The organism is Streptomyces sp. WAC05374, from assembly GCF_004353505.1.
Taxonomy (GTDB): Bacteria; Actinomycetota; Actinomycetes; order Streptomycetales; family Streptomycetaceae; genus Streptomyces.
In genome coordinates, this window is sequence record NZ_SMNQ01000019.1 from 20,262 (window position 1) to 41,756 (window position 21,495).

20 protein-coding genes are annotated in these 21,495 nt (G+C 72.5%); 10 read left to right on the forward strand and 10 right to left on the reverse strand.

The features are described 5' to 3' along the window. Nucleotides 1–245 precede the first annotated feature (245 nt). Together gabT and E2B92_RS26920 are read left to right on the forward strand one after the other, a co-directional pair. A complete protein-coding gene (gene gabT, locus E2B92_RS26915; protein ID WP_126885473.1) occupies nt 246–1,580 on the forward strand; it encodes a 4-aminobutyrate--2-oxoglutarate transaminase in 1,335 nt (444 codons plus the stop codon). Nucleotides 1,581–1,727: 147 nt separating this feature from the next. Next, entirely contained in the window at nt 1,728–2,504 is a 777-nt protein-coding gene (locus E2B92_RS26920; protein WP_126885472.1) for a phosphatase PAP2 family protein, read from the forward strand. Here E2B92_RS26920 and E2B92_RS26925 read toward each other — a convergent pair. The 8 genes from E2B92_RS26925 to E2B92_RS26960 all read right to left on the reverse strand — a co-directional run bounded on the left by E2B92_RS26925 (nt 2,440) and on the right by E2B92_RS26960 (nt 12,074). Next, entirely contained in the window at nt 2,440–4,239 is a 1,800-nt protein-coding gene (locus tag E2B92_RS26925) for a chitinase (RefSeq protein WP_126885471.1), read from the reverse strand. The two genes, E2B92_RS26920 and E2B92_RS26925, sit on opposite strands and share 65 nt — an antisense overlap. Nucleotides 4,240–4,306: 67 nt before the next feature. Beyond that, entirely contained in the window at nt 4,307–4,765 is a 459-nt protein-coding gene (locus E2B92_RS26930) for a hypothetical protein (protein WP_126885470.1), read from the reverse strand. Between the two features lie 178 nt (nt 4,766–4,943). Beyond that, nucleotides 4,944–6,362: an NAD(P)/FAD-dependent oxidoreductase gene (locus E2B92_RS26935; protein WP_126885469.1), complete on the reverse strand. Its 1,419-nt coding sequence runs from the start codon at nt 6,360–6,362 to the stop codon at nt 4,944–4,946. Nucleotides 6,363–6,387: 25 nt separating this feature from the next. Then, nucleotides 6,388–7,182: an ABC transporter permease gene (locus E2B92_RS26940; protein WP_126885468.1), complete on the reverse strand. Its 795-nt coding sequence runs from the start codon at nt 7,180–7,182 to the stop codon at nt 6,388–6,390. Next, nucleotides 7,182–8,099, reverse strand: a complete 918-nt coding sequence (locus tag E2B92_RS26945) for an ABC transporter permease (protein WP_126885467.1) — start codon at nt 8,097–8,099, stop codon at nt 7,182–7,184. The genes E2B92_RS26940 and E2B92_RS26945 overlap by 1 nt, the downstream gene beginning before the upstream one ends. Continuing rightward, on the reverse strand, nt 8,096–9,244 hold the full coding sequence (locus tag E2B92_RS26950; protein WP_126885466.1) for an ABC transporter ATP-binding protein: 1,149 nt from the start codon (nt 9,242–9,244) through the stop codon (nt 8,096–8,098). Before E2B92_RS26950 ends, E2B92_RS26945 begins: the two co-directional genes overlap by 4 nt. Before the next feature lie 44 nt (nt 9,245–9,288). Beyond that, entirely contained in the window at nt 9,289–10,536 is a 1,248-nt protein-coding gene (locus tag E2B92_RS26955) for a polyamine ABC transporter substrate-binding protein (RefSeq protein WP_126885465.1), read from the reverse strand. 32 nt (nt 10,537–10,568) lie between these two features. Further along, complete coding sequence (locus E2B92_RS26960) at nt 10,569–12,074, reverse strand: gamma-aminobutyraldehyde dehydrogenase (RefSeq protein WP_126885464.1); 1,506 nt, start codon at nt 12,072–12,074, stop codon at nt 10,569–10,571. A 175-nt stretch (nt 12,075–12,249) separates the two neighbouring features. On the opposite strand from E2B92_RS26960, the gene E2B92_RS26965 reads away from it, so the two are divergent. Further along, on the forward strand, nt 12,250–12,804 hold the full coding sequence (locus E2B92_RS26965) for an NADAR family protein (protein ID WP_126885463.1): 555 nt from the start codon (nt 12,250–12,252) through the stop codon (nt 12,802–12,804). A gap of 67 nt (nt 12,805–12,871) precedes the next feature. Here the strand turns inward: E2B92_RS26965 and E2B92_RS26970 are convergent, their stop codons facing one another. Beyond that, complete coding sequence (locus E2B92_RS26970; RefSeq protein ID WP_126885462.1) at nt 12,872–13,522, reverse strand: DUF4190 domain-containing protein; 651 nt, start codon at nt 13,520–13,522, stop codon at nt 12,872–12,874. Nucleotides 13,523–13,616: 94 nt separating this feature from the next. On the opposite strand from E2B92_RS26970, the gene E2B92_RS26975 reads away from it, so the two are divergent. The 6 genes from E2B92_RS26975 to E2B92_RS27000 all read left to right on the forward strand — a co-directional run bounded on the left by E2B92_RS26975 (nt 13,617) and on the right by E2B92_RS27000 (nt 19,199). Beyond that, complete coding sequence (locus E2B92_RS26975) at nt 13,617–14,642, forward strand: adenosine deaminase (protein ID WP_126885461.1); 1,026 nt, start codon at nt 13,617–13,619, stop codon at nt 14,640–14,642. Nucleotides 14,643–14,647: 5 nt separating this feature from the next. Next, nucleotides 14,648–15,340 carry a glycerophosphodiester phosphodiesterase gene (locus E2B92_RS26980; protein ID WP_126885460.1) on the forward strand — a complete coding sequence of 231 codons (693 nt, stop codon included), beginning with the start codon at nt 14,648–14,650 and terminating at the stop codon, nt 15,338–15,340. Then, a complete protein-coding gene (locus E2B92_RS26985; protein ID WP_126885459.1) occupies nt 15,337–16,122 on the forward strand; it encodes an SAM-dependent methyltransferase in 786 nt (261 codons plus the stop codon). Before E2B92_RS26980 ends, E2B92_RS26985 begins: the two co-directional genes overlap by 4 nt. Further along, nucleotides 16,122–17,249: a sensor histidine kinase gene (locus tag E2B92_RS26990; protein ID WP_235024007.1), complete on the forward strand. Its 1,128-nt coding sequence runs from the start codon at nt 16,122–16,124 to the stop codon at nt 17,247–17,249. The genes E2B92_RS26985 and E2B92_RS26990 overlap by 1 nt, the downstream gene beginning before the upstream one ends. A gap of 50 nt (nt 17,250–17,299) precedes the next feature. Next, a complete protein-coding gene (locus E2B92_RS26995) occupies nt 17,300–17,926 on the forward strand; it encodes a response regulator (protein WP_399431592.1) in 627 nt (208 codons plus the stop codon). A gap of 88 nt (nt 17,927–18,014) precedes the next feature. Next, entirely contained in the window at nt 18,015–19,199 is a 1,185-nt protein-coding gene (locus E2B92_RS27000) for a serine hydrolase domain-containing protein (RefSeq protein WP_126885458.1), read from the forward strand. Between the two features lie 18 nt (nt 19,200–19,217). Here E2B92_RS27000 and E2B92_RS27005 read toward each other — a convergent pair whose 3' ends face one another. Then, the gene (locus E2B92_RS27005; RefSeq protein WP_126885457.1) at nt 19,218–19,433 is read right to left on the reverse strand and encodes a hypothetical protein; all 216 of its coding nucleotides are present in this window, start codon (nt 19,431–19,433) and stop codon (nt 19,218–19,220) included. 118 nt (nt 19,434–19,551) lie between these two features. On the opposite strand from E2B92_RS27005, the gene E2B92_RS27010 reads away from it, so the two are divergent. After that, a complete protein-coding gene (locus tag E2B92_RS27010; protein WP_235024002.1) occupies nt 19,552–21,480 on the forward strand; it encodes a serine/threonine-protein kinase in 1,929 nt (642 codons plus the stop codon). The last annotated feature ends 15 nt before the right edge of the window (nt 21,481–21,495 follow it).

Sequence of the window (21,495 nt, forward strand, 5' to 3'; positions counted from 1 at the left end):
CTGCCCCCTGACCAGCCAGGTCCCGCGCGTCTGTGCCCCCGTCAATCTAGCCGCCCCGCCCGGGCGGTTCACCGACCTGTGGACAACTCCGGAGCGGCGGGCTGCCGGGGCCCTGCTATGTCCGTCCCGGACAAGGACACGGCACCGACCACTCCCTAACGGAGCATGCCGACGCCCCTCCCCCAGCCCTAGCCTGCGGAAGAAAGAGAAGTAGCGTCCGAAAGACCCCACCCCAGGAGCCCCGCATGACCGAAATCCCGCAGGAGCGCCGCGTCGTCACCGCCATTCCCGGCCCGAAGTCGCAGGAGCTTCAGGCCCGCCGTCTGTCCGCGGTCGCGGGTGGCGTGGGCTCCGTGCTGCCGGTCTTCACGACCCGCGCCGGTGGCGGCGTCATCGAGGACGTGGACGGCAACCGTCTGATCGACTTCGGTTCCGGTATCGCCGTGACCTCGGTGGGCGCGTCCGCCGAGGCGGTCGTACGCCGGGCGAGCGCCCAGCTCGAGCAGTTCACGCACACCTGCTTCATGGTCACGCCGTACGAGGGCTACGTCGAGGTCTGCGAGGCGCTCGCCGAGCTGACCCCGGGCGACCACGCCAAGAAGTCCGCGCTGTTCAACAGCGGTGCCGAGGCCGTCGAGAACGCGGTCAAGATCGCCCGTTCGTACACCAAGCGCCAGGCCGTCGTCGTCTTCGACCACGGCTACCACGGCCGCACGAACCTCACGATGGCGCTGACCGCCAAGAACATGCCGTACAAGCACGGCTTCGGCCCGTTCGCGCCCGAGGTCTACCGCGTGCCGGTCGCCTACGGCTACCGCTGGCCCACCGGGCCCGAGAACTGCGGCCCCGAGGCCGCCGCGCAGGCGATCGACCAGATCACCAAGCAGATCGGTGCCGAGAACGTCGCCGCGATCATCATCGAGCCGGTGCTCGGCGAGGGCGGCTTCATCGAGCCGGCCAAGGGCTTCCTGCCGGAGATCGTGAAGTTCGCCAACGACAACGGCATCGTCTTCGTCGCGGACGAGATCCAGTCCGGCTTCTGCCGCACCGGCCAGTGGTTCGCGTGCGAGGACGAGGGCATCGTCCCGGACCTGATCACCACGGCCAAGGGCATCGCGGGCGGTCTGCCGCTCGCCGCCGTCACCGGCCGCGCCGAGATCATGGACGCCGTGCACGGCGGTGGCCTGGGCGGCACCTACGGCGGCAACCCGGTGGCCTGCGCCGGTGCGCTCGGTGCCATCGAGACGATGAAGGAGCTCGACCTCAACGGCAAGGCCAGGCGCATCGAGGAGGTCATGAAGGGCCGCCTCGCCGCCATGCAGGAGAAGTACGAGATCATCGGCGACATCCGTGGCCGTGGCGCCATGATCGCGATCGAGCTGGTCAAGGACCCGGCGACCAAGGAGCCGAACCCGGAGGCCGCGGGCGCGCTCGCCAAGGCCTGCCACGCCGAGGGTGTGCTGGTCCTGACCTGTGGCACCTACGGCAACGTGCTGCGCTTCCTGCCGCCGCTGGTCATCGGCGAGGACCTGCTGAACGAGGGCCTGGACGTCATCGAGAACGCGTTCGCCGGCATCTGAGGCCGGGGACACGGCTGCCGGGGACACGGCCGAGCCCGAGCCCGGGCATGACGCTGTGCGACCGGATGTGAAGAAGCCGTGGGGGGCCGATGGCGGGATGGAGATCCGGCTGTCGGCCCCCCGCTCTCTGCCGTACGGTTTCTGCAGATGAGAGAAACACCCCGTCCGCAGGGGACTGCGGACGGCTCCGGGACGGAGCCTCCCCAGCCTCGCCCCGGACGTGCCCTCGCGCACACCATCGGAGCCTCGGGCTCCGGATCTCCTCACCGATCGGACCGTCGCCCGCCCCACACCCCCCGGGGCGCGCGGCACACCGGTCCTGGCGGCCGCCTCGGAACCACCCCCCCTGTTCCGGGGCGGCCGGCTCTCCTCTCCCTCCTGAGCCTGGCCCTCTTCGCGGTCACCACCTGGCAGGTCGCCGCCGGCGGCCCCCTCGCCCGCCTCGACGAGCGGGTGAGCCGCGCCCTGGCGGGCCGTGGCCCGGCGCCCCTGACCGAGTTCCTCGCCGACCTGGGCAGCCTGCCGGTCGCCCTCCCCGTGCTGGCCGCCGCGGTGGCGTACGCGCTGTGGCGCGGCGATCGTGCCCGGGCGCTGTACGCGGTGGCGGCCATGGCGCTGGTCCCGGCGGTGGTCGTCCCGCTGAAGCTGCTCGTGGACCGGGTCGGCCCGCTCACCCCGGAGACCGGCTACTACCCCTCCGGGCACACCGCGACGGCCCTGGTGGCCTACTGCGGCGCGGCGCTGCTGGTGCACCGGCGCCTGGTGCCCGTCGCCGTCCTGCTGACGGTGGCGACGGGCACCGGGCTCGTGCTGCGCGGCTACCACTGGCCGCTGGACGTGGTGGCGAGCGCGTGCCTGTTCAGCCCCATCTGTACGCGTCGAAGTTCCGGGAGAACTCCCAGCCCCCGAACCGGTCCCAGTTGACCGACCAGGTCATCAGCCCGCGCAGCCCCGGCCAGGTGCCGTGCGTGCGGTACGCGCCGCAGTTCACCGACCGCGTCAGGCAGTCGAGCGCCTTGGTGACCTCGGCCGGCGGGGTGTGGCCGTTGCCCGCGTGGGGCGAGGCGGGGAGGCCGATGGCCACCTGCTCGGGGCGCAGGGCCGGGAAGAACCGCTCGGCGTTGCCCGCGACGGGGAAGCCGGTGAGCAGCATGTCGGTCATGGCGATGGCGAAATCGGCGCTGCCCATGGAGTGGTACTGGTTGTCCAGGCCCATGATCGGGCCCGAGTTGTAGTGCTGGACGTGCAGCAGGGTGAGGTCGTCGCGCAGGGCGTGGATGACCGGCAGGTAGGCGCCGGCGCGCGGGTCCTGGCCGCCCCAGGGGCCGGAGCCGTAGTACTGGTACCCGAGCTGCACGAAGAAGGTCTCGGGGGCCATGGTCAGCACGAAGCCGGGGCCGTAGCGGGCCTTGAGGGTCTTCAGCGCCGCGATCAGGTGGACGACGACCGGCGTGGTGGGCGTGCGGAAGTCGGTGTCGCCGCTGTCCAGCGACAGCGAGTGGCCCTCGAAGTCGATGTCGAGGCCGTCGAGACCGTACTCGTCGATGATCCTCGAGACGGACGAGACGAAGGTGTCGCGGGCGGCCGCGGTGGTGAGCCGCACCTGGCCGTTCTGGCCGCCGATGGAGATGAGGACCTTCTTGCCGGCAGCCTGTTTCGCCTTGATGGCGGCCTTGAATTCGGCAGCGGACTCCACGCCGGGGCACTCCGACGCGGGGCACAGGGAGAAGCGGATGTCGCCCGAGGTGACGGAGGTGGGTTCGCCGAAGGCCAGGTTGATGACGTCCCAGGAGTCGGGGACGTCGGCCATCCGGGTGTGACCGGAGCCGTTGGCGAAGCTCGCGTGGAGGTAGCCGACGAGGGCGTGGGCGGGCAGGCCGCCGCCCGGGTCGCCGCCGCCGGGCGGCGTCGTCACGGTGACGGCGGCGGACGCGGGGGACTCCCCGGCGGCGTTCACGGCGGTGACGCGGAAGGTGTACGGGGTGGCCGGCGCGAGCCCCGTCACGGTGGCCGAGGTGCCGGTCGCCGTCAGGGCCCGGTCCGTGCCCCGGTAGACGCGGTAGGAGGTGGCGCCGGGCACCGGGGTCCAGCTCAGCGGCACGGTGGTCGCCGTGGCGGTGCCGGCGGTCAGGCCGGTGGGGGCGGCCGGGACCTGGACGGGGTCGCCGCCGGGGCCCAGCAGGGTGACGTCGTCGGCGTGGTAGGCACCGGTCCCGTACCAGCCGTGGGTGTGGACGGTCACCGAGCGGGTGGCCGCCCCGGTGCGGAAGGTGGTGGTCAGGCGCTGCCAGTCCGGGGCGGATCGGACCCAGGTGCTCACGTCCGTGGTGCCGGTGCCGGACGCGCCGAGGTGCACGTACTCGCCGCGCACCCAGGCGCTCAGGGTGTACGTGGAGTCCGGCTGGACGGCCACCGTCTGGCCGCACCTGGCGTTGTCGTTGCCCGACGGGGTGGCGCGCAGCGCCCGGGTGCCGCCGTGGACGGGCCCGGACACGACCGCGCCGCTGCCCGCCGTGCAGCTCCAGTCGTCCATGCCTGCTTCGAAGCCGCCGTTGCGGATCACGTCGGTGTCGGCGGCGTGCGCGGTGGCGGTGAGCCCGCCGAGGGCGAGCACGGCCGCCACGGCGGTCGCCAGGGGTCTGAGGAGGGTGCGGTCCACAACTGCCTCCGGGTGTGGGGGAATCGAGGTGGAGCGCCGCACAACATGGTCCAGACCAATCGGGTTGTCAAGACCCCTGACGCCTCGCCAGGTGCGCGGCCGCCTCGTGCATCGCCAGCTCCAGCAGCGCCGGGTCGTTGAGCGTTCCCCTGCCGTCGGGCAGCACCAGCCAGCGCGCCGCGCCCGTCACCCGCCCCGGATAGGGGACGACGATCCAGGTCCCGCGGCCGGCGGCCCGCATCCCCGTGCCGACCCAGCGCGCGGCGGTGCCCACGGGCACGAAGAAGCCCAGGCGCGCGTCACCGAAGTCGGCGAGCACGGGGCCCGGGCGGTCCACGAGCCGGCACAGCACGTCGAGCGTGGCGTGACCCAGCTCGGCCGGCGTGATCAGCACGTCCCAGCGCCGGCCGGCGGGCAGGAGCGCGACCCCGAGGGGGCTGCGCTCCCACTCCCACCGGCATGCGCCGGGATCCGGCGCCACCGCTGCCAGCCACTCCACCGCGGCCTTGTCCCCCGAACCAGTCATCGCCCGCTGCCTCCATGTCCGTGTCTGTGACTGCCCCGCCGGGCAGTGCGTTCACACAGACGGACGCCGGTGCGCGGGGATCATTACGCGACTGGACGGCCGGCCCGGTGGTGAACCGGACCGGCGGGGGCGCACATGGGGCGCATTCGGCCGGACGGGGGCGGCCGGCCACCGGACCCTAGCTGTCGAAGCCGAGCCCGAGCCGGTCCATCGCCTTCAGCCACAGGTTGCGGCGCCCTCCGTTGGCGTCGGCCCGGGCCAGCGACCACTTGGTGAGCCCGATGCCCGCCCAGGCGACCGGCTCCGGCGGGAAGGGCAGCGGCTTGGTGCGCACCATCTCCAGCGCCGTGCGCTCGGTCCGCTCGCCCGACAGCAGGTCGAGCATCACGTCCGCCCCGAAGCGGGTCGCGCCGACTCCCAGCCCCGTGAAGCCCGCCGCGTACGCGACCCGGCCCGCGTGCGCGGTGCCGAAGAACGCCGAGAAGCGGGAGCAGGTGTCGATGGCGCCGCCCCAGGCGTGGCTGAACCGCACGCCCTCGAGCTGGGGGAAGCAGCGGAAGAAGTGTTCGGCGAGCCGGAGGTAGGTCTCGGGCCGGTGGTCGTGCTCGGCGCGGACGCGCCCGCCGAACGGGTAGACGGCGTCGTACCCGCCCCACAGGACGCGGTTGTCGGCGGAGAGCCGGAAGTAGTGGAACTGGTTGGCGCTGTCCCCCAGACCCTGGCGGTTCCTCCAGCCGATGGACGTGAGCTGCTCGTCCGTCAGCGGCTCGGTCATCAGGGCGTAGTCGTAGACGGGGACCGTGTAGGCGCGCACCCGCTTGACCAGCGACGGGAAGACGTTGGTGCCGAGCGCGACCTGCCGGGCGAAGACGCGCCCGTAGGGGGTGCGGACGGCCATCCCGGCGCCCGCGCGGGCCAGCTCCAGACCCCGGGTGTTCTCGTACACGCGTACGCCCAGGTCGGCGCAGGCCCGCTTGAGGCCCCACGCCAGCTTGGCGGGGTGCAGCATGGCGACGCCGCGCCGGTCCCACAGCCCGCCCAGGAAGGTGGGCGAGTCGACCTCGGCGCGCACGGCGTCCCGGTCGAGCAGTTCCAGGTGGTCGGCGAGGCCGAGCCGGCCGGCCTCCTCGTACACGCCGGCCAGCTCCGCCATCTGGTGCGGCTCGGTGGCGACGTCGATCTCGCCGGTGCGCTCGAAGTCGCAGTCGATGCCGTACGCGGCGACGGCCTCCTCGATGGCGTCGAGGTTGCGCATGCCCAGGTCCTCGAGCGCGGCGAGCTCGTCCGGCCAGCGGGCCAGGCCGTTGCCGAAGCCGTGGGTGAGGGAGGCGGCGCAGAAGCCGCCGTTGCGGCCGGAGGCGGCCCAGCCCGCCTCCCGGCCCTCGATGAGGACGACGTCCCGCCCCGGGTCCCGCTCCTTGGCGAGCAGGGCGGTCCACAGACCGCTGTAGCCGCCTCCGACGACCAGCAGGTCGCAGTGCTCGGTGCCGGTGAGGGCGGGCAGTGCGGCGGGCTTGCCGGGGTCTTCCAGCCAGTAGGGGACGGGCTGGGCGTCCGAGAGTGATCGTGCGGCAGTACGCATGGCGGCTGGGGCCATGGTTTCCAACTCCCTCTTGGTGAACTCAGGTGTGCTGTGTTCGCTTCCGCCGGCCGGCCGCGGCCTGTCCGGCGACGACCACCAGGACCGCGATGACGAACATCGCCGTGCCGATGACGTTGATCTGTACGGGCGTGCCGCGCTGCGCCGAACCCCACACGAACATGGGGAAGGTCACGGTGGAGCCCGCGTTGAAGTTGGTGATGATGAAGTCGTCGAACGACAGCGCGAAGGCGAGCAGCGCGCCGGCCGCGATACCGGGTGCGGCGATGGGCAGGGTGACCCGCAGGAAGGTCTGCACGGGGCCGGCGTACAGGTCCCTGGCGGCCTCCTCCAGGCGCGGGTCCATCGACATCACGCGGGCCTTGACCGCCGTCACGACGAAGCTCAGGCAGAACATGATGTGGGCGATCAGGACCGTCCAGAAGCCGAGCTGCGCCCCCATGTTGAGGAACAGCGTCAGCAGGGAGGCGGCCATGACGACCTCGGGCATCGCCATCGGCAGGAAGATCAGCGAGTTGATCGCGCCGCGCGCCCGGAAGCGGTAGCGCACCAGCGCGAAGGCGATCATCGTGCCGAGCACGGTGGCGCCGAGCGTCGCCCAGGCGGCGATCTGGAGGGACAGGGCGAGCGAGCCGCACAGGTCGGCGACGCCGCACGGGTCCCGCCAGGCGTCGGTGGAGAACTCCCGCCAGGAGTAGTTGAAGCGCCCCGCCGGCTCGTTGAACGAGAACACCATCACGATGACGTTCGGCAGGATCAGGTAGGCGAGGGTCAGCAGACCCGCGATGACGACGAGGTTCTTGCGGAGCCAGCGCATCAGACCAGGTCCTCCGTTCCGGCCCGGCGGATGTAGACGGTGACCATGATCAGCACGATGGCCATGAGGATGAAGGACAGCGCGGCCGCCGTCGGGTAGTCCAGCACCCGCAGGAACTGCGACTGGATGACGTTGCCGACCATCTTGGTGTCGGTCGAGCCGAGCAGCTCGGCGTTGACGTAGTCGCCGCTCGCGGGGATGAAGGTGAGCAGCGTCCCGGAGACCACGCCGGGCATGGACAGCGGGAAGGTCACCTTGCGGAAGGTGGTCGCGGGGGACGCGTACAGGTCCCTGGCCGCCTCGTGCAGCCGCGGGTCGATCCGCTCCAGCGAGGTGTAGAGCGGCAGGATCATGAACGGCAGGAAGTTGTACGTGAGGCCGCAGACCACCGCCATGGGCGTGGCCAGCACACGGTCCCCCTGGGTCCAGCCCAGCCAGTTGGTGACGTCCAGGACGTACAGGGCGTCCAGGGTTCCGACGAGGGCGCCGCCGTCCGCCAGGATGGTCTTCCAGGCCAGCGTCCGGATCAGGAAGCTGGTGAAGAACGGTGCGATGACCAGCACCAGGAGCAGGTTGCGCCAGCGGCCGGCCTTGAAGGCGATGAGGTACGCGAGCGGATAGCCAAGCAGCAGGCACAGGAAGGTGGCCGTGCCGGCGTACAGCAGGGACCGGACGAACTGCGGCCAGTACTCGGTGAACGCCTCCCAGTAGGTGGCGAAGTGCCAGGTGACCTGGAAGCCCTTCTCCAGGGTGCCGGTCTGCACGGAGGTGGACGCCTGGTAGACCATCGGCAGTGCGAAGAAGACGAGCAGCCAGAGGATGCCGGGCAGGAGCAGCCAGTACGGGACGAGCCGCTTGCGCGTGGCCGTCTTCCGTACGACGACGGGTGGCGCTTCGGGTGCTTCCGTGATCGTCACGCGGCGTCCTCCACCTTCTCCACGCCGGCGTCGATGTCCTGTGCCGCGTCCAGGCCGAACGTGTGCGCGGGGTTCCAGTGCAGGACGACCTCGGCCCCGGGGGTGAGGCGGGAGTCGCGCTCGATGTTCTGCTCGTACACCTGGAGGGCCGCGCCGGCGGGGCTGTCGACGACGTACTGGGTGGAGACGCCGATGAAGGAGGTGTCGACGATCCGGCCGGTGACCCGGTTGCGCCCGTCGGCGATCGCGCCCGCGTCGTCGGCGTGAGCGAGCGTGATCTTCTCCGGGCGGACGCCGACCAGCAGCTTGCCGCCGCGGCGGGTGTCGGCGGAGCACCGGTCGGCGGGCAGCCGCAGCGTGCCGCCGCCGGCCGTGACGGCGATGTCGGAACCGGCCTGCACCACCTCGGCCTCGATGAGGTTGGACGTGCCGAGGAAGTTGGCGACGAAGGTGGTGCGCGGGTTCTCGTAGAGGTCGGCGGGCGCGCCGAGCTGCTCGACCCGGCCCGCGTTCATCACCGCGACCGTGTCGGCCATGGTCATGGCCTCCTCCTGGTCGTGGGTGACGTGCACGAAGGTGATGCCGACCTCGGTCTGGATGCGCTTGAGTTCGAGCTGCATCTGGCGGCGCAGCTTGAGGTCGAGGGCGCCGAGCGGCTCGTCGAGGAGCAGCACCTGGGGGTGGTTGATGAGCGCCCGGGCGACGGCGACGCGCTGTTGCTGGCCGCCGGAGAGCTGGTGCGGCTTGTGCCGTGCCTTGTCGCCGAGCTGGACGAGGTCGAGCATCTCGTCGACCTGCTTCTTCACGGACTTGATGCCCCTGCGGCGCAGCCCGAAGGCGACGTTCTCGTAGATGCTCAGGTGGGGGAAGAGCGCGTAGCTCTGGAAGACGGTGTTGACGGGCCGCTTGTAGGGGGGCAGGTCCGTGACGTCCCGGTCGCCGAGGAAGACGGTGCCCGTGGTGGGCTCCTCCAGGCCGGCGATCATGCGCAGGGTGGTGGTCTTGCCGCAGCCGGAGGCACCGAGGAGGGCGAAGAACGAGCCCTGCGGGACGGTCAGGTCGAGGGGGTGGACGGCGGTGAAGGAGCCGTACGTCTTGCCGATGCCGGAGAGGCGGACGTCGCCGCCGGTGTGCGTGTCAGTCATGGGTTGCGGTCCCAGGGGGTGTCGATGGGTGGACGGCGGCCGGCTCAGGCACCGATGAGCTTGGCGAACTTCTCCTCGTACGCCGTCTCTTCGTCGCTGGTCAGGGAGCGGAAGGCGCGGGACTTCGCGGCCATCGCCCTGTCCGGGAGGATCAGGGTGTTGGCCGCCAGGGCGGGGTCGATCCCGGCGAGCTCCTCGCGTACGCCCTCGACCGGGCAGACGTAGTTGATGTAGGCGGCGAGCCGGGCGGCGTTCGGCAGCTCGTAGTAGTAGTCGATGAGCTTCTCGGCGTTGGTCTTGTGCCGGGCCTTGGCGGGGACCAGGAGGTTGTCGCTGGAGGTGATGTAGCCGGCGTTCGGGATCGCGAACTGGATGTCGGGGTTGTCGGCCTGGAGCTGGATGACGTCTCCGGCCCAGGCGAGGCAGGCGGCGATGTCGCCCTTGTTGAGGTCGCCGGTGTAGTCGTTGCCGGTGAAGCGGCGGATCTGCTGGGTGTCGACGCCCTTCTGGAGGCGGCCGAGGGCCGCGTCGAAGTCGGCGTCGGTGAACTTCCCGGGGTCCTTGCCCATGTCGATCAGCGTCATCCCGACCGAGTCGCGCATCTCGGACAGGAAGGCGACCCGTCCCTTGAGTCTGGGGTCGTCGAGGAGCTGGGTGACGGAGTCGACCTTGCGGCCGCCGGTGGCCTTCTTGTTGTACGCGATGACCGTGGAGATGCCGGTCCAGGGGTAGGAGTAGGCACGGCCCGGGTCCCAGTCGGGGCGGCGGAACTGGGAGGAGAGGTTCGCGTACGCGTGGGGGAGGTTGGCCGGGTCGAGCTTCTGGGCCCAGCCGAGGCGGATGATGCGGGCGGCGAGCCAGTCGGTGACGCAGATCAGGTCCCGGCCGGTGTCCTGGCCGGCGGCGAGCTGCGGCTTGATCTTGCCGAAGAACTCGACGTTGTCGTTGATGTCCTCGGTGTACGTGACCGTGATCCCGGTGCGCTTGGTGAACGCCTCCAGGGTGGGGCGGTGCTTCTCGTCGTCGCTGATGTCGATGTACTGGGTCCAGTTGGAGAAGCTGAGCCGCTTCTCCTTGGCCGAGTGGTCGGTGGACGCGGGACCGTCGCCCTCCCGTTTGGCGGGCGGGATTCCGCAGGCGCTCAGACCGGCGGCCCCGCCGATCGCGAGCGCGCCGACGCCCGTGGCACGCAGCATGGAGCGGCGGGTGAGGGCTCCCCTGCCGTTCGTCAGGCTGCGCCGCATCGCGGCGACCTGTGCCGCGGAGAGGCTGTCGGGCTCGTACTGCTCCATGCGCTGTGCCTTTCGGTGTGGGCCGTCGTGGGCTATCGGTCCCCGAAGATGGTCCGGTGCCAGGCCTTCCTGGCGACCGCCGTGTTGTCGTACATCACGTGCTTGACCTGCGTGTACTCCTCGAAGGAGTAGGTTGACATGTCCTTTCCGAAGCCGGATGCCTTGTAGCCCCCGTGCGGCATCTCGCTGATGATCGGGATGTGGTCGTTGACCCAGACGCAGCCCGCCTTGATCTCGCGGGTGGCGCGTCCGGCGCGGTAGACGTCGCGGGTCCACGCGGAGGCCGCGAGGCCGTAGGGCGTGTCGTTGGCGAGCGCCAGGCCCTCCTCGTCGTGGTCGAAGGGCAGGACGACCAGGACGGGGCCGAAGATCTCGGCCTGGACGATCTCGCTGTCCTGCGGCGCGCCGGTGATCAGGGTGGGCCGGTAGTAGGCGCCGTCGTCGTGCGGGGCCACGCCGCCGGTGACGACGGTGGCGTAGGCGCGGGCACGGTCGACGAAGCCGGCGACCCGGTCGCGCTGGGCGTGGCTGATGAGCGGTCCGAGGTCGGTGCCCTCGTCGAAGGGGTCTCCGAGGCGGACGCTCGCCATCAGGCCGGCGACCTGCTCGACGAACGCGTCGTACAGCGGGCGCTGGACGTACGCGCGCGTGGCGGCGGTGCAGTCCTGGCCGGTGTTGATGAGCGCGCCGGCGACCGCGCCGTGGACGGCGGCCTCCAGGTCGGCGTCGTCGAAGACGACGAAGGGTGCCTTGCCGCCGAGTTCGAGGTGGAGGCGCTTGACGGTGGAGGTGGCGATCTCGGCGACGCGCTTGCCGACGGCGGTGGAGCCGGTGAACGACGTCATCGCCACGCCGGGGTGCCCGACGAGGTGCTCCCCGGCCTCCTTCCCGGCTCCGGTGACGACGTTGACGACGCCGTCCGGGATGCCCGCGTCGGTGGCCGCCTGCGCGAACATCAGGGAGGTGAGCGGGGTGAGTTCGGCGGGCTTGAGGACGATGGTGTTGCCCGCGGCGATGGCCGGGAGAACCTTCCAGGCGGCCATCTGCAGGGGGTAGTTCCAGGGGGCGACGGAGCCGATGACGCCGATGGGTTCGCGGCGTACGTACGAGGTGTGGTCACCGCTGTACTCGCCGGCCGACTGGCCCTGGAGGTGGCGGGCGGCTCCGGCGAAGAAGGCGGTGTTGTCGACCGTGCCGGGCACGTCGAACTCGCGTGTCAGCCTGATGGGCTTGCCGCACTGGAGGGTCTCCGCCCGGGCGAACTCCTCCGCCTGCTCGGCCAGTCGCGCGGCGAACCGGTGCATGGCGTCGGACCGTTCGCCCGGGGTCGCGCCCGCCCAGCCGGGCAGTGCGTCGTGGGCGGCGGCGACGGCGGCGTCCACGTCGGCGGCCGCGGCGAGCTCGTAGTCGAGGACCTTCCGGCCGGTCGCGGGGTCGGTGACGCTGTGTGTGCGCCCCGCGGTGCCGGGTCGCAGCCGTCCGGCGATGTACTGCGCCCCGGCCGCGAAGCGGTCGAGTTCCTGGAAGCCGTTGCCCATGACGCTCTCCGTTGTCCCGGCTCGAATTGAGTGCCGATCCTGACAGAGGGTTCCCCACCCAACAAGGGATTCCGTTGTTGCCTTTTGGTTACGCGACGGATTCGGTCGACCATGTGTCGCGCGGTCCGGGGAATCTCCGTACGGAGTGTCCGTGGCGGCTGCCAGACTGGCGTGCATGGAGAAGGTGCACGAGCTGATCGAGCAGGTCAGCAGGGGTGAGCGCGTGAAGTTCCTGCACTTTTGGGGGCACACGCCGAAGCGGGACGGGACGCTCGGGCCGAGCTGCCTGAGTCAGTGGTGGCCGTCGCCGTTCACGGTCGGCGGCGTGGAGTACGCGACGGCCGAGCACTGGATGATGGCGTCCAAGGCGCGCCTCTTCGGCGACGCCGACGCGGAGCGACAGGCCGTCGAGGCGCCGAACCCGGCGCTCGCGAAGAAGGCGGGCCGGCTGGTGCGCGGCTTCGACGAGACGATATGGAAGCGCGAGCGGTTCCGCGTGGTGGTCGAGGGCAGCGAGCACAAGTTCGCCTCGGACCCCGGCCTGCGGGCGTTCCTGCTCGGGACGGGCGAGCGCGTGCTGGTGGAGGCGAGTCCTCTGGACCGCGTCTGGGGCATCGGCCTGGGCGCCGACCACCCGCACGCCGAGTCCCCCGCGCACTGGCGGGGCCTGAATCTGCTGGGCTTCGCGCTGATGGAGGCCCGGGAGACGCTGCGGGCGGCGGCCGCCTGAGGGGTCCCCGCGGCAGCGCCGGGCACGCGGGGGCGGGTCCGGCGGCCGGGCTCCCCGCCCGGCGCCGTCAGCGGGAGGCCGGTACCACCAGGGTGGTGGCGAAGGGGTCCTCGCCGCTGTCCTCGTCGAGGGAGTCGCCCCGCTCGGTCACGATGGACCAGATCAGGAAGGCCAGGAACGCACCGCTGACCACGATGCCCACCGCGCCGAGGATGATGCCCGCCAGCGCCATGCCGTGGTTGTTGGCCTCGCCGCGCTGGGCCTTCTTGCGGCCGATGACACCGAAGATCAGCGCCAGGACGCCCAGGATGATGCCCAGGCCCCAGAAGCAGAAGAGGACGACCGCGATGATGCCGAGGACCATCGCGGTGATGCCCATGCCGTTGGCCGGGGCGGGGGCCCAGCCCGGCTGGCCGTAGGCGCTGTAGCCGGGGTAGCCGGGGTAGCCCGGGTAGCCGTGGCCGTACGTCCCGGTGGCCGACGCCGGGCCCGGGTAGCCGTACGGGCCCGGAGGGGCCTGGGCCGGGCCGCCCGGCGCCACCGGGGGCGGCGGCAGCTCACCGCCGGGTCCGGCCCCGGGTATGGAGGTCACCGTCGGCTGGTCGTGCACGCCCGGCGGGGTGGACGGCGGCTGGAAGGACGACGCTCCGGCCCCCTCCCGGGGCGCCCTGCTCTCCGGCGGGGCCCACGGATCGGTCGGATCACTCTGCTCTGACATGCGTCTCCCCCATCGTGTCCGGTCATGCTAACGGCCGCCCTACGATGATCCCTGACCAGCCCGGCGAACCGCGAACCGCACACGGAGGACCCCGATGACCGATCTGCGCCCCTTCATCGCGGGGCTTCCCAAGGCGGAGCTGCACGTCCACCACGTCGGCTCGGCCTCCCCCCGGATCGTCGCCGAGCTCGCGGCCCGCCACCCCGACTCGAAGGTCCCCACCGACCCCGAGGCGCTCGTCGACTACTTCGTCTTCACCGACTTCGCCCACTTCATCGAGGTGTACCTATCGGTCGTCGACCTCATCCGCACCCCGGAGGACGTCCGGCTGCTGACGTACGAGGTCGCCCGCGACATGGCCCGGCAGAACATCCGGTACGCGGAGCTCACCGTCACGCCCTACAGCTCCACGCGGCGCGGCATCGACGAGAAGGCGTTCATGGCCGCCATCGAGGACGCCCGCCTCGCCGCCGAGAAGGAGCTCGGCGTCATCCTGCGCTGGTGCTTCGACATCCCGGGCGAGGCCGGGCTGGAGGCGGCCGAGGAGACCGCGCGGCTCGCGGTGGACCTGCGTCCCGAGGGCCTGGTGTCGTTCGGTCTCGGCGGCCCCGAGATCGGCGTACCGCGCCCCCAGTTCAAGCCGTACTTCGACCGGGCCATCGCCGCCGGGCTGCACTCCGTGCCGCACGCCGGCGAGACGACCGGCCCGCAGACCGTCTGGGACGCCCTGACCGAGCTGCGCGCCGAGCGCATCGGCCACGGCACCAGCAGCGTCCAGGACCCGAAGCTGCTCGCACACCTCGCCGAGCACCGGATCGCGCTGGAGGTGTGCCCGACGTCCAACATCGCCACCCGCGCCGTCGCCGACATCGACGAGCACCCCATCAAGGAGATGGTGCGCGCCGGGGTGCTGGTCACCATCAACTCCGACGACCCGCCGATGTTCGGCACCGACCTCAACACCGAGTACGAGGTCGCCGCCCGCCTCCTCGGGCTGGACGAGCGGGGCGTCGCCGCGCTCGCGAAGAACGCCGTGGAGGCGTCGTTCCTCGACCCGGCCGGCAAGGCCAGGATCGCCGCCGAGATCGACGGCTACACCACCGAGTGGCTCGCGCGGTAGGCGTGATGCGCACCGTCACCGTCGTGGCGCACCGGGGCGACCCGTACCGCGTCCGCGAGAACACGCTCGCCTCGCTCCGCTCGGCGCTCGCCCGCGGGGCGGACGCGCTGGAGATCGACGTACGCCTCACCCGCGACGGCGTCCCGGTGCTCCTGCACGACGAGACGCTGGGGCGCCTGTGGGGCGCCGACCGGCCGCTCGCGCACCTCACGCTGGCCGAGGTGCGCGGGCTGACCGGCGCCGAGGGCGTGCCCACCCTGGCCGAGGCGCTGGACGCGGCCGGCGGACACCGGGTGATGGTGGACCTGCCGGGCGCCACCGAGCGGTCGGTGCGCGCCATCGTCGGCACCGTCCACGAGTGCGGCGCGGCCGACCGCGTGTACTACTGCTCCGGCGCCGCCGCCATGCTGCTGGTCCGGGCCGCCGACCCGGACGCGGAGATCGCCCTGACGTGGACGACCCTCGCCCCGCCCCGCCCGGTGCTGCTCGAGGCGGTGGCGCCCCGCTGGCTCAACTACCGTTTCGGGCTGGTCAGCAGGGCACTGGCGGACCGGGTCCACCGGGACGGGCTGCTCGTCTCCGCCTGGACGGCCGACACCCGCCGCACCATGCGTAGGCTGATCGCCGACGGGGTGGACTCGATCACCACCAACCGCGTGGACGCGCTGAGCGCCGTACTGAAGGGAAGCCGTACGTGACCCCGGACAGCACAGGCAGAATCCGCACCGACATCGCGCACAACGCCCGGGTCTGGAACTACTGGCTGGGCGGCAAGGACAACTATCCCGTCGACCGCGCGGTCGGCGACCAGGTCGTCGCGATGTACCCGAGCATCGGCGAAGTCGCCCGCGCGGACCGGGCGTTCCTCGGCAGGGCCGTCACCTACCTGGCCGGGGAGGCGGGCGTCCGGCAGTTCCTGGACATCGGCACGGGCCTGCCGACCGCCGACAACACCCACGAGGTCGCGCAGCGCATCGCCCCCGACGCACGGGTGGTGTACGTCGACAACGACCCGATCGTCCTCACCCACGCCCGCGCGCTGCTCACCAGCTCGCCCGAGGGCCGGACCGAGTACGTCGACGCGGACGCGCACCGGCCGGAGCTGATCGTGGAGGCGGTCCGGCCGGTCCTGGACCTCGGTCGGCCGGTCGCGGTGATGATGCTCGGCATCCTCAACTTCGTCCTGGACACCGACGAGGCCCGGTCGATCGTGCGGACGCTGATGGCGGCCATGCCGTCCGGCAGCCACCTGGTGCTGACCCACCCGACGCTGGAGCTGGGCGGCGAGGGCAACGCGGAGGCGATGGAGTTCTGGAACAAGAACGCCACCCCGCCGATCACCGCCCGCAGCCGCGCCGAGTTCGCGTCCTTCCTGGACGGCCTGGAGATCCTGGAGCCGGGCATCGTGTCGTGCGCGAGCTGGCGGTTCGCGGCGGCGACGGAGGTGGCGCAGTTCGGCGCGGTCGCCCGCAAGCCGTGATACGCCCGGCCGGCCGGGTCCGCCGCTGGGCCGTGACCGGGCCGGCCGGCCGGCTCCGCCCCTGGGCCGTGGACGCGGGCCTGGCGCTGCTGGTCCAGGCCGCGATGACCATGCCGTTCGTCGTGCCGCGCGACCCGGCCCTGCCGCCGGCCACGTGGACGGCGTACGGGCTGACGGCCCTGACCGTGCTGCCGCTGGTCTGGCGGCGCCGGGCTCCGGTCGGGGTCCTGCTGGCGATCCTCGCGACGAGCGCGCTGTACGAGCTGGCGGTGAACGGGCCGGGCCAGCCGCTCCCGTACGCGGGGCTGGTGATCGTCTACACGATCGCCGCCCTGTCACCGCCCCGCACCCGGGTGGCCGTGGCGGCGATGCTGCCGGTGATCATCACGGGGTCGGTGTGGCTCAACACCCGCTCGGCCAGGGAGCTGTTGTTCGCCCTGTTCGTGTTCGGCGCGGCGTACGCCCTCGGGCGGCTCACCGACACGCGCCAGCGGTACGCCGCCGCCCGTGAACGGGCCCGGATCGCCCGGGAGATGCACGACATCCTGTCGCACGCCGTGAGCCTGATGGTGGTGCAGGCGGAGGCGGGGCCGGTCGCGGTGCGCACGGCCCCGGAGCGGGCGGAGGCGGCGTTCGACGCGATCTCGGAGACGGGCCGGGAGGCGATGGCACAACTGCGCGGCATGCTGGGCGTGTTGCGGGAGGACACCGGCGCGGCACCGCCCCGGGCGCCGCAGCCGGACACGGGCGAGCTGCCGGCGCTGCTGGAGCGCGTACGCCGCAGCGGCCTGGACGTCTCCTACGAGGTGACCGGCGCCGCCCGCGCCCTGCCGCCCGCGCTCGGGGCGACCGTGTACCGGGTGGTGCAGGAGGCGCTGACGAACACGGTGAAGCACGCGGCGGCACGGGCGGCCACCGTGCGGCTGGCGTACGGGGAGGACGAGGTGGAGGTCACGGTGACGGACGACGGGCGCGGCTCCAGGGGCGTGGGCGGTGGTCACGGGCTGACCGGTGTGCGGGAGCGGGCGGCGGCGCACGGCGGGCGCGCCGTGTGCGGGCCGGGCCCGGACGGGCGGGGCTTCCGGGTCGCGGTGTCGCTGCCGCTGGGCGGAGGGGTGCGGGCGTGATCCGGGTGGTGGTGGCCGACGACCAGGAACTGGTGCGCGGCGGATTCGCGATGATCCTGGACGCCCAGCCGGACATCGAGGTGGTCGCCGAGGCGGACGACGGCGCGGAGGCGGTCGACGCGGTGCGGCGCCACGCCCCCGAGGTGGCGCTGCTGGACGTGCGGATGCCGGTCATGGACGGCATCGAGGCGTGCCGGGCGATCAGCGCGGGCAGCTCCTGCCGGACGGTGATGCTGACGACGTTCGACTCCGACGAGTATGTGTACGAGGCGCTGCACGCGGGGGCGAGCGGCTTCCTGCTGAAGGACGTGCGGCGCGACGACCTGGTGCACGCGGTGCGGGTGGTGGCGCGGGGTGACGCGCTGCTCGCGCCGTCCGTGGCCCGCCGCCTCGTCGAGGAGTACACCGCCGGTGGCCCGCGCAGGACGGACGGCGCCAGGCTGGGGGCGCTGACCGCCCGTGAGCGCGAGACGCTGCTGATGCTGGGGCGGGGGCTGTCGAACGCGGAGATCGCCGCGGAGTTCGTCGTCAGCGAGCACACGGTGAAGACGCACGTCGGCAACGTGCTGTCCAAGCTGGGGCTGAGGGACCGTGTGCAGGCGGTCATCTGCGCGTACGAGACGGGTCTGATCACCGCCGGCTCTCCCCCGCCGGAGGGAGGACGGCCCGGTCGATGATCCCCCGCTGCGGCGATCCGGCCGGGGCGGGGCCGTCAGCAGGATGGGAGCCGTCCGATCACCGGCCGTCCCACCTGGAGTCCTGACCATGAACACATGCACGCGTACCCTCCTCGCCACGGCGCTCGCTCTCGGTGTGGCGGCGGGCCCGCTGGCCGCCCCCGCCACCGCGCTGAGCCGCCCCGCCCCGGCAACGGCGACGGCACCGGCACCGGCCGGCGCCCGCGGCAGCTCCGCGCCGGACGCCGGTGCGCTGCGCGCCGCGCTCGCCGGCCTTCCGGACGCCGGCACGACCGCCGCCCTGGTCCGGGTGGGCGGCACCGGCGGCGACTGGCACGGCAGCGCGGGCGTGCACGACCTGAGGAGCGGCCGCCCGGCGGACCCGCACGGACGCTTCCGGGCCGGTTCGGTGACCAAGGTGTTCACGGCGGCGGTGGTGCTCCAGCTCGCCGGCGAGGGCGCGGTGGACCTCGACGGGTACGTCCGGGACTACCTGCCGGACCTGATCCCGGCCGCGTACGGCAAGGTCACCGTGCGCCAGCTCCTCGACCACACGCACGGGCTGCCGGACGGCGACTTCCCCGGCAAGGACCTGAACGCGTGGTACGCGCACCGCTTCGACGTGCACGACCCGCGCCGGATCGTCGCCTCCGCGACCGCCAAGACGCCCATCGCCCCGCCGGGGACGGCCCAGCGGTACGGCAACATCGGGTACACGGTCGCCGGCCTGCTGATCGAGCGCGTCACGGGCGGGACGTACGCGGACCAGGTCACCCGCCGCATCCTGCGGCCGCTCGGGCTGCACGGCACGTACTTCCCGGGCACCTCCCCGCGCATCCGGGGCCCGCACAACCACGGCTACCAGGTCTTCCCGCTGCCGGACGGCACCACCGAGCTGCGCGACGTGACGGTGTGGGGCGTCACGGACGGCTGGGCGGCAGGCGACATCGTCTCGACGACCGCCGACCTGGAGCGGTTCCTGCTGGCCCTGTTCCGCGGGCGGGTGGTGCGCGGCCCGCTGCTGAAGGAGATGTTCACCGTTCCGGCGGGGGTGCCCGGCGCGACGATGAGCGCGGGCCTCCAGCGGTACGTGGCGGAGGACGGCCGCGTGCTGTGGCTGAAGACCGGCGGCCGGTGGGGCTACAACACGGTGATCGCGGCCACCGAGGACCTCTCCCGCACCCTGGTGTACTCCGTGAACTCCACGGACGCCAAGGGCAGGAACATGAACCCGGTGGCCGAGCGGATCATGCGGGCGGCGTTCGCGCGCTGATCCGCGCCCGGGACCGCCCTACTCGCCGGTGTCCCGCGTCTCCGTGTCCTTCTCCTCCGCCTCGACGCCCTTCAGTGGTTCGCCGCCCTCGGTGCCCTCGCCGGGGCGGTAGCCCTCCGCCGCGCTCGCCGTGCCGGGGACGGTACGGCGGGTCGCCTGCTGTTCCGCGCCCGAGTGGGCCCCCGGCCCGCGCTCGTGGGGCTCGTGGGCGCCGCGGTCGTGCTGCTGGCTCATGCTTCCTCCCTGGTCGCGGGCCGTCCGGGTACCCGCCACCGGGCCTCGCACGCCCACCGGCCGCACGGAAAGCGGCGAGCGAGCCGGTGACCGAGCGTCACTGTGCGAAGATCCGACGGTGCAACCGATCAGCGCTGAAGACCCCACCTGGATAGGCCCGTACCGCCTCCTCGGACGGCTGGGCGAAGGCGGCATGGGCCGTGTCTACCTCGCGCGCAGCGAGGGCGGCCGGACCGTCGCCGTGAAGCTGGTGCTCCGTCAGTTGGCGCAGGACGGGGAGTTCCGGCAGCGGTTCGCCCAGGAGGTGGCCGCGGCGCGGCGGGTCGGCGGACGGTGGACGGCGCCGGTGCTGGACGCCGACACCGGGGCGGCGATGCCCTGGGTCGCGACGGGCTACATCCCGGGGCCGTCCCTGTCGGAGGTCGTGGGCAAGGACCACGGGCCCCTGCCCGGTACGTCCGTGCGCGCCCTGGCGAGCGGGCTCTCCCAGGCGCTGGAGGCCATCCACTCCGTGGGCCTGGTGCACCGCGACCTGAAGCCCTCGAACGTCCTGGTGACCGTGGACGGCCCGCGTGTGATCGACTTCGGCATCGCCCGGGCGCTGGACGCGCACAGCTCCGCGGGTGACGTCAGGACCCGTACCGGAGCGGTCGTCGGCTCGCCCGGTTTCATGGCGCCGGAGCAGGTGCGCGGGGAGAGCATCACCACCGCGTCGGACGTGTTCTGCCTGGGCGCGGTCCTGGCGTACGCGGCGACGGGACGGATGCCGTTCGGCAGCGCCGAGAGCGGCATCCACAGCCTGATGTACCGGATCGTGCAGGAGGAACCCGATCTGGAGGGGGTGCCGCAGCGGCTCACCGGTCTGGTCAGGGCCTGTCTGATCAAGGACCCGGAGGGCCGGCCGTCGGTCGCGGAGCTGATCGAGGCGACACGGGACGCCGAACCGGCGGGGGCCTGGCTGCCGGGGGCGCTGCTGGCGCAGCTCGGCCGGCGGGCGGCGCGGCTGCTGGACGCGGAGGCGCCCGCGGCGGCCCACGGCCCCGGGGGCCGGCCGCAGCAGCAGCCGCACCTGGGGCAGCCGTACGCGCCGACGGTGTTCCAGACGCCGCCTCCCACGCCGCAGCCCCAGCCGCAGTCCCATCCGTACCCGCACCACGTACCCGCCCAGCACCTGTCCCCGCCGTACATGCCCCCTCAGCAGATGGCTCCTCGGGGCAACGGGACCGGGAGCGGGGCGCGGGTGGCGCTGATCGTGCTGGGCATCGTGATCGGCCTGCCGGTGGTGGCCATCGTCCTGCTCGCCCTCATCGGCCTGCTCGTCGGCGAGGAGGAGAAGAGCGGGGGCGACGTCCGCGAGCCGGCCGGTGCCGTGCCGGACGCCTACGTCGGCGCGTGGGAGGGCGTGATGCGGGCGGGCACCGACGGCGAGTTCCAGGGGCGTTTCGACATCGTGCAGGGCGAGAAGGGCCGGACGGTGGCCACGGTCACGTACACCCTTCCGCACGCGTACTGCCAGGACCGCGCCCCGCTGGTGTCCGCCGCCGAGGAGAAGATCGTCCTGGGCGGCGGCAGCAGGGCGAGGAGCGTGCCCGCCGGGACGAAGAGCTGTGCGAAGGCGTCGCAGAACCAGGTGCTCAAGGCGCAGCCGGACGGCACGCTGCTGTGGGAGACCATGGGCGCGTCCACGACGCTCAAGCCGGCGGAGACGAGTGACCTCGCGGTCCACCCGAAGTTCATCGGCACCTGGGACCTCCCGGCGGAGCCCGCCGTGAACGGCCTGCGGCTGACGATCGAGCAGGGTGCGATCGGTGACGAGGTCGCGACGGCGATCGGGGCGGGCTCCCTGAAGGAGTGCCGGTGGAAGGCCGTGCTCTCCGGTGCGCACAGCGACCGGCTGGTGCTCGGGCCGCTCACCTCGGCGAAGAAAGCCTGTCCGGTACGGGGCTCGATGGTGATCACCCCGGCGGGCGAGGGGAAGCTCTACGTGAAGCGCGCCGACCGGCCCGCGGGCGCCGGCCAGGAGGAGCTGAACCGCCGCGAGCCCTGACCGCGTCCCGGACGG

What these genes read in the sequence shown, in the direction of transcription:
- gabT (WP_126885473.1), top strand. Translation starts at nt 246, where the DNA reads ATGACCGAAATCCCGCAGGAGCGCCGCGTCGTCACCGCCATTCCCGGC.
- E2B92_RS26920 (WP_126885472.1), top strand. Translation starts at nt 1,728, where the DNA reads ATGAGAGAAACACCCCGTCCGCAGGGGACTGCGGACGGCTCCGGGACG.
- E2B92_RS26930 (WP_126885470.1), bottom strand. Translation starts at nt 4,765, where the DNA reads ATGACTGGTTCGGGGGACAAGGCCGCGGTGGAGTGGCTGGCAGCGGTG.
- E2B92_RS26935 (WP_126885469.1), bottom strand. Translation starts at nt 6,362, where the DNA reads ATGGCCCCAGCCGCCATGCGTACTGCCGCACGATCACTCTCGGACGCC.
- E2B92_RS26940 (WP_126885468.1), bottom strand. Translation starts at nt 7,182, where the DNA reads ATGCGCTGGCTCCGCAAGAACCTCGTCGTCATCGCGGGTCTGCTGACC.
- E2B92_RS26950 (WP_126885466.1), bottom strand. Translation starts at nt 9,244, where the DNA reads ATGACTGACACGCACACCGGCGGCGACGTCCGCCTCTCCGGCATCGGC.
- E2B92_RS26955 (WP_126885465.1), bottom strand. Translation starts at nt 10,536, where the DNA reads ATGGAGCAGTACGAGCCCGACAGCCTCTCCGCGGCACAGGTCGCCGCG.
- E2B92_RS26960 (WP_126885464.1), bottom strand. Translation starts at nt 12,074, where the DNA reads ATGGGCAACGGCTTCCAGGAACTCGACCGCTTCGCGGCCGGGGCGCAG.
- E2B92_RS26965 (WP_126885463.1), top strand. Translation starts at nt 12,250, where the DNA reads ATGGAGAAGGTGCACGAGCTGATCGAGCAGGTCAGCAGGGGTGAGCGC.
- E2B92_RS26970 (WP_126885462.1), bottom strand. Translation starts at nt 13,522, where the DNA reads ATGTCAGAGCAGAGTGATCCGACCGATCCGTGGGCCCCGCCGGAGAGC.
- E2B92_RS26975 (WP_126885461.1), top strand. Translation starts at nt 13,617, where the DNA reads ATGACCGATCTGCGCCCCTTCATCGCGGGGCTTCCCAAGGCGGAGCTG.
- E2B92_RS26980 (WP_126885460.1), top strand. Translation starts at nt 14,648, where the DNA reads ATGCGCACCGTCACCGTCGTGGCGCACCGGGGCGACCCGTACCGCGTC.
- E2B92_RS26995 (WP_399431592.1), top strand. Translation starts at nt 17,300, where the DNA reads ATGATCCTGGACGCCCAGCCGGACATCGAGGTGGTCGCCGAGGCGGAC.
- E2B92_RS27000 (WP_126885458.1), top strand. Translation starts at nt 18,015, where the DNA reads ATGAACACATGCACGCGTACCCTCCTCGCCACGGCGCTCGCTCTCGGT.
- E2B92_RS27005 (WP_126885457.1), bottom strand. Translation starts at nt 19,433, where the DNA reads ATGAGCCAGCAGCACGACCGCGGCGCCCACGAGCCCCACGAGCGCGGG.